The organism is Chthonomonas sp., from assembly GCA_016788115.1.
In the GTDB taxonomy this organism is placed as follows: domain Bacteria; phylum Armatimonadota; class Fimbriimonadia; order Fimbriimonadales; family Fimbriimonadaceae; genus UBA2391.
Genome location: JAEURR010000003.1, coordinates 17,867 through 32,676 on the forward strand (window position 1 = coordinate 17,867; position 14,810 = coordinate 32,676).

The window sequence follows — 14,810 nt, forward strand, 5'->3', positions numbered from 1 at the left end:
GGCCATTTGACGAACTTCCAGGTGGAGTTACGGGTTCGGCGTACCGCGCCCTTCGATGTAGTCCATGGACTTCTGGTAGACCGCTGCGCCCACAGAGCGACCCAGTACGCGCGACCGCAAGTCGCCGTCCTCGAAGTGGATCCCGCCGTAGCGTCGCGAGATGCCCGCCTGGTCCGCTGCTTCGCTCAGCGTCGCCCACGATAGGGTGATCGGTCGCGAAGGCGTGACTCCGGGTTCAGTCTCCGAAGATCCTGGCGCAAAGGTCACGGACATCCCCAGCGAGTCGCTCCCCGTGAACCGCTTGATGACTTCGGCGGCGGCAGCGCTGAAGGCGCTGTGTCCACTGGTGTACTCGGGGAATGGCGGTGTGATGAAGCTTGCAGGCTGATAAGGCAACCAGTTCTCGCCCTTCATCACGATGTTTCCCTTGCCTGGCCCGCCCCAAGACGTAATGTCCTGCCCGCGATAGAGCTCACGGATCGCGGTGATCGGGCGCACATAGTCGTAGAAGCGCTTCGATTCCCAGCAGCAGATGCCTGCATCCATAACGGCATTGCCGACCATGAAGAACATCTTGATATCGTCATCCAGCGAGTGGTTGTCGCGCGCTGAGATCCTCGCCGCGAAGCCACCCCACTGACCCGGAGGAAACTCGGTTCCGCTCCCCTTGGCCCAGTACTCGGCGATCATCTTTTGCTCATCGGTCAGGTTCGCTGTGGTAGCGAGAATCTCGTCCGCCTGCTGCTGAAACTCGGGCGTGCCTACCGCTGCGGGAGCTACAGGGCGAAGCGCCGCCGGGTTGGTGATGGCAAACGTCTTCACGTTGCCCCAGTGCGGCGTAAGATACGACGGGCGGCGGATCGATCCGTCCGGCATCACGAATGTCGGGGGCTGCCAGTGGCCAATATCGTTCACCTGGGTCGCGGTATTCACCGGGGTGTAACCCGTGTAATCTTTGTAAGCTCCACCGCCGCCCAAGTTGCCGAGCTGGTTGGAACCGTCGGCATGGCGATAGGTCAAAATGGCTTGCGCTGCGCGAACGCCGATGTCGCCAGCGCCGTCGGTCGGCCCCATGTCCATTGGATCGTAACCATAGGAGGACATCACCGCGTCAAACCGGGACTTCTGAGTCGGGAACAGATCGACTAGAACTGTGTATGCGGCGTAGCTTGCAGCCTTCTGCTTGTTCGAAACCGTGAATTCGTTGGCGGGTCGTCGGAGCGCCCCCCCCAGCCGAGTGCCGACTGCGACCGGATCGTACGCTGCCCACGCATCGTACATGGCGGTGTAGGTCATGCCCATTGCCCGTGACGTCACCGTGGGACCCGGCGCAGTCACCTTGACCGCGTCGAGAAGACTGTTATTGAACGCGACCACCGCGGTCTGCGCTCCACCGGACGAGCCTGTGACACCACCACCTGCACATCCAGACAGGACCAGCGCCGCTGCGGCGGCCATTACATAGGTCCGAGAACCCAAAGTTAGCTTAACATTCATAGACAGAATCCTCCAAGCACTATCTTCGGCCCCTATTGCCGATTTCCTTCCCAGGGCGGCGAGCGTTCTACACTCAACTAGGGTGCCTCAATGGGTATTCTATAGCAATTGTCTGGGCCATTGTGATGGCCTTTACTCCCTGCCTTCTTACACTGATGTGAGCAAGGAATCGGTACGAAATTTATGAGCGCCACAACGACTTACCCTAACTACAGCCCTGGTCTCGAAGGAGTGATCGGCGGCATCACCACCATCAGCGACATCATCAGCGAAACGAGCACCCTCGTTTACCGTGGGTACAACGTCCATGATCTCGCCAGTCAGGGCAGTTTCGAAGAAACGGCTTACCTGCTCATCATGGGCAAATTGCCCAACCGCAACGAGCTGGACTCATTCAAGCTCCTGCTCGCCCGGGAGCGACAGGTCCCCGAGGCCGTCTACACCGCGCTGAAAGCAATGCCGAAGGAGACGCACCCGATGGATCTGGCCAAAACCGGATTCGCCGTCTACGCTCCGTTCGACCCCGACTACGAAGCGCCAGCGACGGACCCCGATGCTAACGTCCGCAAAGCCGTCCGCATCATCGCCAAGGCGAGCACCATCGTCGGCAACAGCCACCGCATCCGCAAGGGCCTGGAGCCGCTTGCACCCCGTGCCGAGCACAGCATCGCCCAAAACTTCCTCTACCTCGTGACCGGTGAAGAGCCCGTCGCCGAGACCGCGCACGTTCTCGACAGTTCGCTGACCCTCTACGCCGAGCACGGATTCAACGCATCAACCTTCGCTTGCCGCGTGACGGTCGCCACTCTGAGCGATCTGTACAGCGGCATCAGCTCAGGCATTGGCACTCTTCGCGGCCCGCTCCACGGCGGCGCAAACGAAGAAGCCATGCACATGCTGATGGAGATCGGTTCGGAAGACAACGCTGACGCCTGGATCCGCGACGCCCTCGCAAACAAGAAGAAAATCATGGGCTTCGGCCACCGCGAGTACAAGAAGAGAGACCCGCGCGCGATCTACCTCTCGAAAATTGCCAAGGAGCTCGCCGAGCGCAAGGGCCAGGGCAAGTGGAGCCGCATCGCGGACATCCTCGAGGGAGTGATGGAATCGGAGAAGAGCATCTACCCGAACGTGGACTTCCCTGCTGCTTACGCATACTACGTGCTCGGCATCCCCATCGACCTCTACACCCCGATCTTCGTGATCGCTCGCGTCTCCGGTTGGAGCGCGCACATGATCGAGCAGTTGGACAACAACCGACTGATCCGACCGAAGTGCATCTACGAAGGACCGACGAGCGAGGCCTTTATCCCTGTCTCCGAGCGCTAATCGCGCCCCAATCCCAAGCCGTGCGTTCTGGTTTCAGCGCGCACGGCTTTTTTGGCTCTGATGAACCACAACCTTCGATCTGTCTGCGTTTTCTGCGGATCTAGCCCCGGTCTCGATCCGGCCTACTCTCAAGCAGCGACCCTTGTGGGACAGTTGCTCGCGGAGCATGGTATCACCCTTGTCTACGGCGGAGGTGGGCTCGGGCTCATGGGCACGACCGCGCGTGCGGCGCTCGCGGCGGGAGGCGAGGTCGTCGGCATCATCCCCGGGGCGATGCAAGAGCGCGAAGGAGTCGCAGAGTCTGTCACCGAGCTGATCATCGTCCCGAGCATGCACGCGCGGAAGGCGCTCATGGAGCGTCGGTCGGACGCGTTTCTAGCCCTACCAGGTGGCTTCGGAACCTTCGAAGAGCTGTGCGAAATGATCACGTGGCAACAGCTTGGGATCCACCGTAAGCCCATAGTACTGCTCAACACAAACGGCTACTACGACCCGATGCTCGCAATGTTCGACCAAGGAGTCACGGCCGGGTTCATCTCGCCCGCGAACCGCACTTCAGTGATCTCAGTCTCCAATCCGGATGAGGTCCTCCAGGCGCTACAAGGCGCAGAGTTGCCTCCTGCTCACGCCTTCCTCTGGCCCGATCAGACTTAGTACGCCTTCGCGAAGATCACGCGCTGTTTGCTCGGCTTGCCCGTCATCACGCACAGCCCCGGTTCGTTGTCGGCAGGGTCCATCGGCGTGAGCGGTATGCACCGTATCGTCGCCTTGGTTCGTTCGGCAATCAGGTTCTCAGTCTCGTCGGTGCCGTCCCAGTGGGCGAGAATGAGTCCGGCCCCGCCTTCGCCCTCGAACGCGCTCTCAAACTCCGCCCACGTATCCACTCGGCGGGTCTGCTCATGGCGCAGGGCGAGCGCACGCTCATAGAGCGCGGTCTGCATCGCGGTGAGTTGCTCCGATACGATCTGCGGCACCTGGGCCATCTCAACGGTGAGCTTCTCGCCAACGTCGCGGCGAACCACGATGCATGTACCCGCCTCTAGGTCGCGCGGACCGAGCTCGATCCGGATACAAGCCCCCTTCAGTTCCCAGTCGTTGAACTTGAAACCGGGCGATTCCTTGGTGCGCTTGTCGACTTTCACGCGCAGACCGGACGGCGTCGCCTCGCCGAGCGTCGGCACCACGCGCTGTGCCCGGCTCATTGCGGGGCCGCTCCACAGGGTCTTCGTCAGTGCTGCCGCTAGAGCGTCGGCGGCGGCATAAGTCTGTTCGCGGGTCGCGTCGTCCTTACCCATCGGCACGATCACGACTTGGATCGGCGACAGTCGCGGCGGAGCGATCAGGCCCTTGTCGTCCGAGTGCGCCATGATGAGCGTTCCGATAAGTCGCGTCGAAACTCCCCACGACGTTGCATACACGTACTCGCGCACACCTTCCGAATTGGTGAACTGAACGTCGAACGCCTTGGCGAAGTTCTGACCGAGATGGTGGCTCGTACCCGCTTGAATCGCCCGACCGTCTTGCACCAAAGCCTCGATGCAGTACGTGCGGTCGGCCCCAGCAAACTTTTCGACTTCGGTCTTGATCCCGGTGAGTACCGGTACGGCCAACCAATCCTCGGCAAAGCGGCGGTAGACCTCAAGCATCGTGAGCGCCTCTTCGGTCGCCTCTTCGTAAGAGGCGTGCGCGGTGTGACCTTCTTGCCACAGGAACTCGGTGGTGCGCAGGAAGAGTCTGGTTCGGCGCTCCCAACGAATGATGTTCGCCCACTGGTTGACCAGCACTGGCAGGTCCCGGTAACTCTGGATCCAACCTCGGTATGCATCCCAAATGATCGTCTCACTCGTCGGTCGCAGGATCAACTCTTCTTCCAGCTTGGAATCAGGATCGACAATCACGCCTCCATTCGGGTCGGTCTTGAGCCGGTAGTGGGTGACCACCGCGCACTCTTTCGCGAAACCCTCGACGTGCTGCGCCTCCTTGCTTAGGAACGATTTCGGGATCATGAGCGGGAAGCAGGCGTTGGAGTGGCCCGTCGCCTTGAACATGTCATCGAGCGACCGCTGGATCAGCTCCCAGATCGCGTAACCGTGCGGCTTGATGACCATGCAGCCGCGGACCGGCGCGTGCTCTGCCAAGCCAGCGCGTTCGACAATGTCGTTGTACCAGTCGCTGAAGTTGGTCGCGCGCGACGTGATCCCATCTTTTGTGCTCACAGAGGTCATTTTGGCATACCCGACTGCCGCGTGCCGGACATACTCGCGGGTAACCTCAAGTTCCGTGAGTCGACAGTTCCAACTGGCCGCAGTCGTCGGAGCGCTCGGAGTGATCTTCGGGGCGTTCGGAGCCCATGCGCTTCGAGATTCGCTCTCGACCGCCAACATGGCGATCTTTATCACCGGGACTCACTACCACCAGCTCCACGCTTTGGCGGCGCTCGTAACCGCGGCGCTCGCCGACCGCTTCGACTTCAAACCTGGCCGAATAGCGGCGACGCTCTTCCTTGTCGGGATCCTCGTGTTCTCCGGGTCGCTCTATCTGCTCGCCATCACCGATACACGTTGGCTCGGGGCCATCACCCCCCTCGGTGGCGCGTGCTTTATTCTCGGCTGGCTCTGGCTTGCCATTCCCGCGCGCAAGAAAGAGGTTTCGTCCGCATGAAGTGGTCGATCTGGGTCGCGCTGTTGCTCGTAGGCTGCGCCAAGCCCCTCACGAACCCCGCTGCACCGTTTAAGGGCAAAGAGCCGATCTCGCTATTGCACTACTCGCTGCTCGACTCGCTACGACAGGGACCCGTGCTCGTGCTCTTTCTGCCGCGCGACTGCGTGGGCAGCGCAGAGGTTAAGCCATTCGTAAACCTAGTCTCGAAGGGGTACAAGGACCGGCTGCAAGTGCTCGCACTTTACGCTGGCACCGACCTCCAGACCGCCGAGTGGATCAAAGCCCAAAGGCCGGACTTCGTCACCATCCCCGATTGGGACGCGACCTTCACCAAGCGGTACTCGCTCACCGCAGGTCCGGCCGCCGCACTCGTTGACCGCGATAGCAACATCATCAAGCAGTGGCCCTCGCTTGCGCGAACCCAGTGGCTTGAGATCAACACGGAAATCGCACGTTTGCTCAAGTCCGAGCCTGCCAAGATCGACCTGAACTCTGCCCCCGAGCAGCCCCCGACCCCCTGCGCTTACCCCTAACCATGCCCTACTCCGAGCGGATGCGATTCGCGATAGAGACCGCCCTCATGGCCGGTCGCTCCACTCGCGCACATTTTCAGTCCTCGGTCACCGTCGATCGCAAACGCGACATGAGCCCTGTCACCGTCGCCGATCGACACGCCGAAACGCTCATTCGCGACGCGATCCGGGAGCGTTACCCCGAGGACGGGATCTATGGCGAAGAGCACGGGATCTCCGGCACCGCCGATCGCCGCTGGGTCATCGACCCCATCGACGGCACCAAGTCGTTCATCTGTGGCGTCCCGCTCTACGCAACGCTCCTCAGTTACGAAATCGAAGGTGAAGTGAAGCTCGGGATCGCCTACTTCCCTGCGCTGGACGAGCTGGTTTGCGCCGAGCTAGGCGGCGGAACGCATTGGAACGGCCGCCCGGCACGCGTCTCTTCGAACACGCAGCTAGAGAACGCGACCCTGTGCATTGGCGGGCATAAGACTGCTGCGGAGCGCGGCGTGAGTCAGGCGTTCGAGAAGCTGAGCTACCAAGTCCTCGCGACCCGCACCTGGAGCGATGCCTATGGGCATGCGCTCGTCGCCACCGGCCGGGTGGACGCGATGATCGATCCGCGCGTGGAGCACTACGATATCAGTGCCATGAGCATCATCGTCAGCGAGGCGGGAGGCACGTTCACCCGGCTCAATGGCGATCCGACGCTGGGCACCGATGCGATCAGCAGTAGCGGTGTCTTCCACGACCAGTTGGTGGCCGCGTTTCGGGGACCCGCTTGAGGGTTCTCGGCATCGATTTTGGACGTGCGCGCATCGGGGTTGCCGTCGGCGAAACGTCCGGTCATGTCGCTTCCCCTCGCAGCCCCATCGCTCCCACCGGCACACTCAAGCGGGACGCGGCCATGATTGCCGATCTAGCGCGGCAAGAGGAAGCTCGAACCGTTGTGCTCGGCGTGCCGTATCACGAAGAGGATATGCGGATGGAGCGAATCTGCCTCATGCTGGCCGATCATATCCGTGCCCTGGGCCTCAACGTTGAGACCGTGGACGAATCGCTCTCGAGCGTCGAAGCGAACCAGAATCTTGCAGAGATGGGATTCAAGGCCGCGGCAAGACGGAAACGCATCGACAGCGAGGCTGCTTGCGGCATACTCGAACGATACTTTCTGCAATGCGAACCAGGAAACCTCTGATCTTTGCTTCGCTCCTATTCGGCAGCGCTATCGCGATGTCCGTCTCTTGGTACATCCGCGGCAGCGATCCCGCGCCGAAGGCTGACCCCGTGCTCATCAAGGTCGCGCAAGGCGATGGGCTCAGCGCGGTGCTCACCAAGCTAGAAGACAAGCGGGCCATCAACAGCGCCGCCGCAGTCGGCTTGATGGTTCGATTCAAAGGCCTCAAGCCAAAGTTGACCCCCGGCACGTACCGCGTCATTCCCGGCTCAGAGATCCCGACCATCTTTACGCAACTGCAGACCCCTTTCCAAATCGCAGTGCGCGTCCCCGAAGGCTGGTGGATCCGCCGGGTGGCCGAACGCCTAGAATCGCAGGGATTCTGCAAAGCCGAAGACTACATTGCCCTCGCCAACGATCCGGCCCGCTTCCAAAAGCAGGTGAAGTTCAAACTTCCCGCAAAGACGCTGGAGGGTTATCTCTTCCCGGACACCTATCACTTGGACCCAGATGACGGGGCGGAGCAGCTCATCGCCAAACAGCTCGCATCGTTTGGGAAGCGGGTCATTCCGCTCGTAAACGAACCGAACAAGGTGCACCGCGCTCTCGTCATTGGTTCGATGGTGGAGGCCGAAGTCGCAAAGAGTCACGAACGATCCAAAGTCGCAGGCATCATCGAGAATCGGCTGCGCATCCGAATGCCGCTCCAGATCGACGCAACGGTGCTCTACGCACTCCAGAAGTGGCAGGTGCTGGGTCCCGGCGTCGTCAACAAGGTCGATTCCCCCTACAACACCTACCGGATTCCGGGGCTGCCCCCCGGGCCAATCGGATCACCCGGGCTGGCCAGCATCGAAGCTGCGCTCAAACCCGCAACAACGGATAAGCTTTACTATGTAGCCTTGCCGGATCAGAGCCACCTGTTCGCACGCACCTACGCCGAGCACTTGGCGAACATCCGCAAAGCACGCGCCGCAACCCGAGGCTGATGGAGAACTTTCGAACTGGACGATTTGAGCGAGACGATGCGCCGGGCGTACTCCGGCCGATGTGTCCTGCCGAAGCATTCCAGTCGATCCTCGATATCGACCTCGCCAAGCTCGCCGGTGAGGGTTTTCGCCTCATCCTCATCGATGTCGATAACACCCTTCTCCCCTGGCGAAGCGAGGAGATGCCCCAATCCAGCATCGACTGGATCGCGCACGGCAAAGAGCTCGGCCTGAACTTCTGCATCATCAGCAATACGCGCAACCCTGAGCGGCTGGAACGTCTGGCCAACAAGCTCGGGATCGACTACAAGTTCGGCAAATTCAAGCCCAGTCGCGCGATGTTCTTGGAGGCGATGAGCGATTTCCAAACGACCCCGGACCACACGGTGATGATCGGGGATCAGCTCTTGACCGACATTCTTGGCGCAAATCGCTCGGGTGTCACCGGCTTGTGGGTCAACCGCATCCACAAGCGAGAGTTCATTGGCACCCGCGCCAACCGCGTCCTTGAGAAAGCCATCCGCAAGAATCTGTACCGGGTCATCGAAGAGGAAGAAGACGACCTACCAATCGTCCGGCCCGAGGGCATCTTCCAGCGGCGCATTGTCCGACAGCTCTTCAAGTTCTGCCTGGTGGGCGGATCGTCGTTTATGATCGATGCCGGGCTCCACAAGCTGCTGATGTTCTACATCCCGTACGGCAGCGACCGGTTCAGTCACGCGTTCGGCGTTTGGCTCCAGACGATTTTGCACGGCACTGCGCCCACCCCCTGGCAAGCGCACAACGCCTCATTTCAAGTCTTCAAGGTCTTCACCGCGGGGCTCGCCATCCTCAACAGTTTCTACTGGAATCGCAAGTGGACCTTCGGGATTCGTGGGCAAGAGGATCGGAAAGAGCAGCTCGTCAAGTTCCTCGTTGTGTCGTTCATCGGTATGGCCCTGAACGTCCTCATCGCGAGCTTCATCAACCGCGTGGCCAAGGGCAACGAGCAACAGTCGTGGTGGCTCGCCACGATCGTCGCCACCCTCGTCGTCGCGATCTGGAACTTTACGGGTCAGCGATTGTACGCTTTTCGCCGGAGAGCTCCCCAATGAACCCCGGGGTGGACTGGCGGAAGGCGCCGCGTGCACAGTTTGCCGTGGTCGGAGATCCGATCAGCCACTCCTGGTCGCCCGTGATGCAAACCGCCGCGCTCCGATCGCTGGGGCGCCCCGACGACTACCTGCCAATCCACATCCCACTTGACGATTTCGCAGAAGCCATCGAGCACCTGCGCAACCTCGGATACTACGGGGTCAACTGCACAGTCCCGCTCAAGGAAGCTGCCTGGCGATGGGCCCAGATCATGGATCCGGAGAGCCACGCGTACGGTGCGATCAACACCTTGCGCCTCCCGGACCGCGCAGGGACCAACACCGACGCTCCCGGATTCATCGATACCCTCGATGAGCTCAACATCCCTCCCCCTGGTCCCGTGCTCGTGCTCGGGGCGGGCGGCACCGCTCGGGCCCTCTGCCGGGCGCTTTATCGCGCCGGCTACGCCATTCGAATTCACAATCGAACCCGGTCCAAAGCCGAGCGGCTGCTGGACGAAATCTCGGTCGCTGCCGAAATCCTCGATCACCCGGCGGTGAGAGACCACCGGCTCATCCTGAACACTACGAGCGCAGGGCTCTCGGGGGAGACGCTCGACATTGCCTGGGGCAAACCGGCAAAGGGAGTGGTTGCTTACGATGTTGTCTACCGGCAAGAGCTCACGCCGTTCCTCTCCGATGCCAAACTCGCGGGTTGCCGCGTGATTGATGGGCGGGCAATGCTCGTGGCCCAGGGAGCTCGGTCACTGGAGTGGTGGCTGGACGTCATCGCCCCGCGCGACGTGATGCTTCGGGCCTTACCCTAACCTTACTTTTCGAGAACTGTGCCGTCCACCGTGATCGCCAGACCCTCGCGGTCGCTTGCTGGATCGCCCGTGCCATCCTTGGTCCGGGCCTTCGACTCGTAAAGCAGGATCGCACTCCCCTTCTGCTTCAGGTCGTCTTTGTACTTGCCCAGCACGGCCGAATTCAGCGCGTAGCCGTATTGGCCCGTCTGCAGCCCTGGGCGGTGGAGCTTCTTCAGCGACTCGCCGTCTTTGAGCTCACCGGTATCGAGGAATGGCCGGATGGCATCCATCCAGCCCGCGCCCTTGGGGAACACCTGCTCGCTGTCGTGGTAGCGCATGATGGCAGCATGGAGCGCAACGAGGTTCTGCTTTCGGTCCGCCGAATACGCGACCTTCTCCGGAGGTGCCTCAAAGAAGCCTGCGCGATAGGCGCTCAGCAGATCGGGGCCCAAACGCACGGCAAGATAGCCTAGCCCGACCAGTACAAGCAAAAGGAAGATGAGGACAGCACGTTTGACTTTTCCGGCCCTGCGGGAGGAATGTGGCGGGAGCATCCCTGCTCCGTCCTCCGTTACCACCGGATCCGTGGTGACATCCACTAGGTCATTGAACCAGCAAAAGGCCCCAAAAAACAAGCTTCAGCCTCAAAGCAAGTATCATGGTGGGTGAGTTGGCCGGGTGACGGCTCGCGGTTTCGACCTCGAGAGGAAAGTCCGGACTTCGCAGAGCGCAGCGCCCTCGGAAACGGGGGACGGGGTGACCCGATGGAAAGTGCCACAGAAACTAAACTGCCTCGGCTTGCCGGGGTGAGGGTGAAACGGTGAGGTAAGAGCTCACCAGCGCTTCGGGTAACCGAGCGGCTGGGCAAACCCCGCTGGAAGCAAGGCCAAATAGGGAGGCGTTGACGTGGCTCGCTGAGCCTCCGGGTTGGCCGCGCAGATAAATCGTCACACAAAAACAGAATCCGGCTTATAGGCCAACTCGATCGAAGAATTAGAAGATTCAGGACCCCAACGAGCCGCAACAATCGTACTACTGTCCACCGATGCCGCCAAACATTGAGCCCCTCGTGACTCACCTGAGGCAGAACCCTCAGGAGCGAAACCGCAAGCCGGCCGAGCTTGCGCGACAGTTTGACCTACCCGAAGATTTCGTTCGGGACATGCTCTCCAGTCTCCCTCAGCAGCTTGGCGCGATCCGATCGACGCCGGTCGCCCCGCCCAGCGCAACGCTCGGCTGGATCATAAACTTGTGGCGCCGCCTCACTCACAATCCTGTCAAGTTCGTTGCGCTCACCACGCTCATTGTCCTTGCGGTATCGGCAATCGGTGACATATTGAAAGCGGTGCACGTCACCTCGCCATGGTGGGTGATCGCACTAAGAATCTTCGTAGGCTTCGGCACCATTGGGCTGCAGTTCCTCTGTATCTTCCGCCATGGGATGGTGCGACATGCCGTGTATGCGGCGCTCACCTTTGCAGCCATCTACAGTCTCGATGGGTTCATCGCAATCAATCCGTTCAGATTCAACTTCTGGGAAGGCATGATCGTGTTCTTCATCCTCGGTCCCATGTACGCGTTCATCGCCGTCCCTACCGCCGTGCTCGGAGGCTACCAGCGCGTGCGCAATGATGAGCGCGCAAAGGCGTCCATGACGCGCCAGGAGTCTCTAGAACGGTTGTTCCAACTCCGAACCAAACTACAAGAGTCGCCTGAAGTCCAAGCCGCTGCTCCCACGAGTGGCTTACGCGGGTTCCTGGCCGCCGCCAGTCGTCAGGCGGTTCAAATCACCATCGGATCCGCGGTAACCCTGCAAATCGCTTCCGCGGTCGTTGGACTGATCTTGGACCCCGAAGGGAGAGTCTTGCGGCCACGCGCGGGCGAGGTGAACCCGGTGGCATTCGTGATGCTTGGCCTGGCGTTTCTCACCATCGTTGTCCACTTTTTCATTGGGTTCATTGCTGGGAATCCCAAGCGCGCACTCCTGCTCGCCCTCCTCTTCACCGGGGTGGGGCTGACGATCCAATTCATCCCGATTGGACCGTACTCGTTCTACCGGGTTCCACACTCGCAGCAAATCAATGGGCTCGTGTCCGCCGTTTTCATGGCACTGATCTCGATGGCAGGCGCACTGGCCGCCCTCATCGAATCGAACGCCGCGAAGCAGCGACGTCTGAAGGAGAACGACCCCTCCGTCGTTCTCGCGGAGATCCTCGAAATCGAATGGAAACTCCGACCGCAGTCGCAGCACGTGTGCGTCATGGTCGTCGATGCGGCACGGAGTAGCGTCATGAAGTCCAACGCGGACCCGTTCGAAGCCGAATGGTCGTTCCGCGAGTACCAAGTCTTCTTGGATCGTGTCGCCGCGCGATTCCTCGGTTCGGTCCAATCAACGGCAGGCGACGGCGCGATCATCGAGTTTCCATCCAGCGACTCAGCAATGCAGGCCGCGCGCGCCATCCAGTCTGAGATCGCCATTTTTAACGCCCATGTCAATCGACTGAAAGCACCGTTCGAACTGCGCATCGGGCTACACGCAGGCGAGATACAGGGCGCGCTTCGTCAGGTCGAGTTCACCGAAGTGATCGACATCGCCGCGCACGTGGAAGCGGCGTGTCCCCTTGGAGGCATCGCCGTCACGGAACCGGTCAAGGCCGACCTCCCGAGCGTTGTCTTCGACTCCCTGGACCGCATCGTCGATGGGTTTCCGGTCTATGCGGTGGCCGAGGCGAAGTTCGAGATTTGATGCAAGTCGCCGACTGGGGACGCCGCTCTTATCGCCAATCGTGGGACGACCAGTTGCAGGTCCTTGGCGCTGTCCAAAGCGGTACGCAGCCCGACACCCTCATCTTCGTCGAGCACGATCCCGTCCTCACCCTCGGTGCCAGCTTCCACCCCGAGAACTTGCTTCTCAGCCCAGAGGCTTACGCCGAACGTGGGATCGCGATCGAGAAGACCGATCGCGGGGGTGACGTGACCTATCACGGCCCCGGGCAACTGACCATCTACCCGATCTTTGACCTCCAGAATCACGGGCGTGACCTCCACCGGTGGATGCGCGATCTGGAACAAACGATGATGCTCGTAGCCATTCAGTTCGCGCTCACCCCGCGGCGGTTCGCTCCCCACACGGGCGTCTGGATCGGCGACCGCAAGCTCGCGGCCATCGGCGTCAAGATCAAGCGTTGGGTGAGCCTGCACGGCATCGCCCTGAACGTCAACAACCCTCTCCACGAGTTTGACCTGATCGTGCCCTGCGGAATCCAGGGGTACGGCGTGACGTCCCTCGCGGAGGAGCTTGGCCGAGAGGTCAGTCTGGAAGAGGCCAAGGCCGCGACCCTCACCGCATTTCAATCGGTCTTCGGCTGAGTCTCGACCCACGCCATCAGTGCAGCGATCGCCGCCTCTCGGTCGGAGGGGTCAAGCGTCCCCTCCAGCACCATCTCCACCAAGTGAGCCTTTGCCACGCCGATCTTGTGACCGGGAGCGATCCCGGTGAGCTGCATGATCTCGCCGCCGGACAACGGGCTGTTCAGGCTTGCCGCAGGGGTGGTTGCATTGACTTCTTCGAAGCGTGCGCGGAGGGCGTCCATGTTCAGCGCGCGGACTCCCGGCTTCAACGCTGCGGCATCGGCATCCATCAACTGGAACAAGCGCTCCAGTTGGTCCCCGAGGTCTCGCATGGCCCGCCGGATCCCGCTCGCCGAGAACTTGCTCGCGGTGCCCAGCCGCATGTGATTGCGTACGAGCAGCTTCACCGCGCCGATCTCGTCATTCGAACACCGCAGCCGACGCATGAACTCCGCCGCAATGTCTGCCCCGACGACCTCGTGCGACAGAAACCGTACCCGGCCATCCGGCTCGACCGAGCGCGTCGTCGGCTTGCCCACGTCGTGCAGCAGCGTGCTTAGGCGCAGCAGCATGTCCGGGGCCGAGTTCTTGACGGCCAGCAACGTGTGCTCCCACACATCCAGGTGGTGATACTCGTTCTGCGTGCAGCCATCCATCGGTACCAGTTCCGGCGCGAACTCGCGGATGAGTCCGAGCCGCATCAGGTCTCGCATCGCCCCCGTTGGGTCCGCTGCAAGCAGCATCTTCAGGAACTCTTCGCGTATGCGCTCGGCGCTCACGATCTGCAAGCGCGGTGCGTGCGCCTCGATCGCGTCCTCAAGGCCGGGGGCGTAGCCAAGGCCGATCTTCCACCGAAACCGGACCGCACGCAGCATCCGCAAGGGGTCGTCGTCGAACGTTTTGCCCGGCTCCTTCGGCGTGCGCAGCACGCCCATGTCCAGATCGGCTTGCCCTCCGGTCGGGTCGAAGAGCTCCCCCGTACTCAAATTTAGATACACCGCGTTGACTGTGAAATCACGGCGCAGGGCGTCTTCGGCGAGAGTCGCCGCCTTCACCTCCGGCTTGCGGCTGTCCCGGCCGTAGCTCTCGGTTCGTGCCTGCACGAACTCCAACTGCAGGCCCTGGATCTGGACCATGGCGGTTCCAAACCGCTCGAACCGCGCGGGAGTCGAGCGGGTTACCCCCCGCTCCACCAGCAACTCGACCAGAGGCCACGGGTCGGCTTCGGTCACCAAGTCCAGGTCCGCATTGGTTCCGCGCCCCTGTAAAGAGTCCCGGACAGCTCCGCCCACGATCCACACCCTATCGGCAAAGCTCGTCCCCGCCGCGATCTCGCGGACCGCCTGCAACGCCGGGTGAGCTAGGAGTTCGGCCACCGCCACAGAACCCATTATGCAGCCGGGCCACCG

General features: G+C 61.4%; 15 protein-coding genes and 1 other RNA gene. 12 read left to right on the forward strand and 4 right to left on the reverse strand.

What is annotated here, in order from left to right; translation table 11 throughout:
• Nucleotides 1-27 precede the first annotated feature (27 nt).
• Nucleotides 28-1,497 carry a vanadium-dependent haloperoxidase gene (locus tag JNM85_00295; GenBank protein ID MBL8086493.1) on the reverse strand — a complete coding sequence of 490 codons (1,470 nt, stop codon included), beginning with the start codon at nt 1,495-1,497 and terminating at the stop codon, nt 28-30.
• A gap of 183 nt (nt 1,498-1,680) precedes the next feature.
• On the opposite strand from JNM85_00295, the gene JNM85_00300 reads away from it, so the two are divergent.
• Nucleotides 1,681-2,826 carry a citrate synthase gene (locus tag JNM85_00300; protein ID MBL8086494.1) on the forward strand — a complete coding sequence of 382 codons (1,146 nt, stop codon included), beginning with the start codon at nt 1,681-1,683 and terminating at the stop codon, nt 2,824-2,826.
• A 60-nt stretch (nt 2,827-2,886) separates the two neighbouring features.
• On the forward strand, nt 2,887-3,480 hold the full coding sequence (locus JNM85_00305) for a TIGR00730 family Rossman fold protein (protein ID MBL8086495.1): 594 nt from the start codon (nt 2,887-2,889) through the stop codon (nt 3,478-3,480).
• On the opposite strand, the gene JNM85_00310 is transcribed toward JNM85_00305, so the two are convergent.
• Complete coding sequence (locus JNM85_00310; protein ID MBL8086496.1) at nt 3,477-5,051, reverse strand: proline--tRNA ligase; 1,575 nt, start codon at nt 5,049-5,051, stop codon at nt 3,477-3,479. The genes JNM85_00305 and JNM85_00310 overlap by 4 nt on opposite strands.
• Here JNM85_00310 and JNM85_00315 point away from each other — a divergent pair.
• From JNM85_00315 to JNM85_00345, 7 genes are read left to right on the forward strand one after another with little or no spacing between them, the layout of a single operon-like run.
• The gene (locus JNM85_00315) at nt 4,981-5,487 is read left to right on the forward strand and encodes a DUF423 domain-containing protein (GenBank protein ID MBL8086497.1); all 507 of its coding nucleotides are present in this window, start codon (nt 4,981-4,983) and stop codon (nt 5,485-5,487) included. The genes JNM85_00310 and JNM85_00315 overlap by 71 nt on opposite strands.
• Nucleotides 5,484-6,020, forward strand: coding sequence for a redoxin family protein (locus tag JNM85_00320; protein MBL8086498.1), 537 nt, complete (start codon nt 5,484-5,486; stop codon nt 6,018-6,020). The genes JNM85_00315 and JNM85_00320 overlap by 4 nt, the downstream gene beginning before the upstream one ends.
• Before the next feature lie 2 nt (nt 6,021-6,022).
• Nucleotides 6,023-6,787 (forward strand): hypothetical protein, encoded by a 765-nt coding sequence (locus JNM85_00325; protein ID MBL8086499.1) that lies wholly within the window; start codon nt 6,023-6,025, stop codon nt 6,785-6,787.
• Entirely contained in the window at nt 6,784-7,200 is a 417-nt protein-coding gene (ruvX, locus tag JNM85_00330; GenBank protein ID MBL8086500.1) for a Holliday junction resolvase RuvX, read from the forward strand. The genes JNM85_00325 and ruvX overlap by 4 nt, the downstream gene beginning before the upstream one ends.
• Nucleotides 7,179-8,168 carry an endolytic transglycosylase MltG gene (gene mltG / locus JNM85_00335; protein MBL8086501.1) on the forward strand — a complete coding sequence of 330 codons (990 nt, stop codon included), beginning with the start codon at nt 7,179-7,181 and terminating at the stop codon, nt 8,166-8,168. The genes ruvX and mltG overlap by 22 nt, the downstream gene beginning before the upstream one ends.
• Nucleotides 8,168-9,262: a YqeG family HAD IIIA-type phosphatase gene (locus JNM85_00340; protein MBL8086502.1), complete on the forward strand. Its 1,095-nt coding sequence runs from the start codon at nt 8,168-8,170 to the stop codon at nt 9,260-9,262. Before mltG ends, JNM85_00340 begins: the two co-directional genes overlap by 1 nt.
• The gene (locus tag JNM85_00345; GenBank protein ID MBL8086503.1) at nt 9,259-10,068 is read left to right on the forward strand and encodes a shikimate dehydrogenase; all 810 of its coding nucleotides are present in this window, start codon (nt 9,259-9,261) and stop codon (nt 10,066-10,068) included. The genes JNM85_00340 and JNM85_00345 overlap by 4 nt, the downstream gene beginning before the upstream one ends.
• Nucleotides 10,069-10,070: 2 nt before the next feature.
• On the opposite strand, the gene JNM85_00350 is transcribed toward JNM85_00345, so the two are convergent.
• Nucleotides 10,071-10,649, reverse strand: a complete 579-nt coding sequence (locus tag JNM85_00350; protein ID MBL8086504.1) for a hypothetical protein — start codon at nt 10,647-10,649, stop codon at nt 10,071-10,073.
• A gap of 67 nt (nt 10,650-10,716) precedes the next feature.
• Between JNM85_00350 and rnpB the strand changes: the two genes are divergently transcribed.
• The 3 genes from rnpB (at nt 10,717) to lipB (ending at nt 13,419) form a co-directional block, all read left to right on the forward strand.
• Nucleotides 10,717-11,038: RNase P RNA component class A (gene rnpB, locus JNM85_00355), an RNA gene on the forward strand.
• A 57-nt stretch (nt 11,039-11,095) separates the two neighbouring features.
• Nucleotides 11,096-12,796 carry a hypothetical protein gene (locus tag JNM85_00360; GenBank protein ID MBL8086505.1) on the forward strand — a complete coding sequence of 567 codons (1,701 nt, stop codon included), beginning with the start codon at nt 11,096-11,098 and terminating at the stop codon, nt 12,794-12,796.
• Nucleotides 12,796-13,419: a lipoyl(octanoyl) transferase LipB gene (lipB, locus tag JNM85_00365; protein MBL8086506.1), complete on the forward strand. Its 624-nt coding sequence runs from the start codon at nt 12,796-12,798 to the stop codon at nt 13,417-13,419. The genes JNM85_00360 and lipB overlap by 1 nt, the downstream gene beginning before the upstream one ends.
• Here lipB and JNM85_00370 read toward each other — a convergent pair.
• Nucleotides 13,401-14,792 carry an HDIG domain-containing protein gene (locus JNM85_00370; GenBank protein MBL8086507.1) on the reverse strand — a complete coding sequence of 464 codons (1,392 nt, stop codon included), beginning with the start codon at nt 14,790-14,792 and terminating at the stop codon, nt 13,401-13,403. The genes lipB and JNM85_00370 overlap by 19 nt on opposite strands.
• Nucleotides 14,793-14,810 lie beyond the last annotated feature (18 nt).

Bases quoted from the DNA above. Each gene is read 5' to 3' on its own strand.
- JNM85_00295 (MBL8086493.1), bottom strand. From the start codon at position 1,497: ATGAATGTTAAGCTAACTTTGGGTTCTCGGACCTATGTAATGGCCGCC.
- JNM85_00300 (MBL8086494.1), top strand. From the start codon at position 1,681: ATGAGCGCCACAACGACTTACCCTAACTACAGCCCTGGTCTCGAAGGA.
- JNM85_00305 (MBL8086495.1), top strand. From the start codon at position 2,887: ATGAACCACAACCTTCGATCTGTCTGCGTTTTCTGCGGATCTAGCCCC.
- JNM85_00315 (MBL8086497.1), top strand. From the start codon at position 4,981: ATGTCGTTGTACCAGTCGCTGAAGTTGGTCGCGCGCGACGTGATCCCA.
- JNM85_00310 (MBL8086496.1), bottom strand. From the start codon at position 5,051: ATGACCTCTGTGAGCACAAAAGATGGGATCACGTCGCGCGCGACCAAC.
- JNM85_00320 (MBL8086498.1), top strand. From the start codon at position 5,484: ATGAAGTGGTCGATCTGGGTCGCGCTGTTGCTCGTAGGCTGCGCCAAG.
- JNM85_00325 (MBL8086499.1), top strand. From the start codon at position 6,023: ATGCCCTACTCCGAGCGGATGCGATTCGCGATAGAGACCGCCCTCATG.
- mltG (MBL8086501.1), top strand. From the start codon at position 7,179: ATGCGAACCAGGAAACCTCTGATCTTTGCTTCGCTCCTATTCGGCAGC.
- JNM85_00340 (MBL8086502.1), top strand. From the start codon at position 8,168: ATGGAGAACTTTCGAACTGGACGATTTGAGCGAGACGATGCGCCGGGC.
- JNM85_00345 (MBL8086503.1), top strand. From the start codon at position 9,259: ATGAACCCCGGGGTGGACTGGCGGAAGGCGCCGCGTGCACAGTTTGCC.
- JNM85_00360 (MBL8086505.1), top strand. From the start codon at position 11,096: ATGCCGCCAAACATTGAGCCCCTCGTGACTCACCTGAGGCAGAACCCT.
- lipB (MBL8086506.1), top strand. From the start codon at position 12,796: ATGCAAGTCGCCGACTGGGGACGCCGCTCTTATCGCCAATCGTGGGAC.
- JNM85_00370 (MBL8086507.1), bottom strand. From the start codon at position 14,792: ATGGGTTCTGTGGCGGTGGCCGAACTCCTAGCTCACCCGGCGTTGCAG.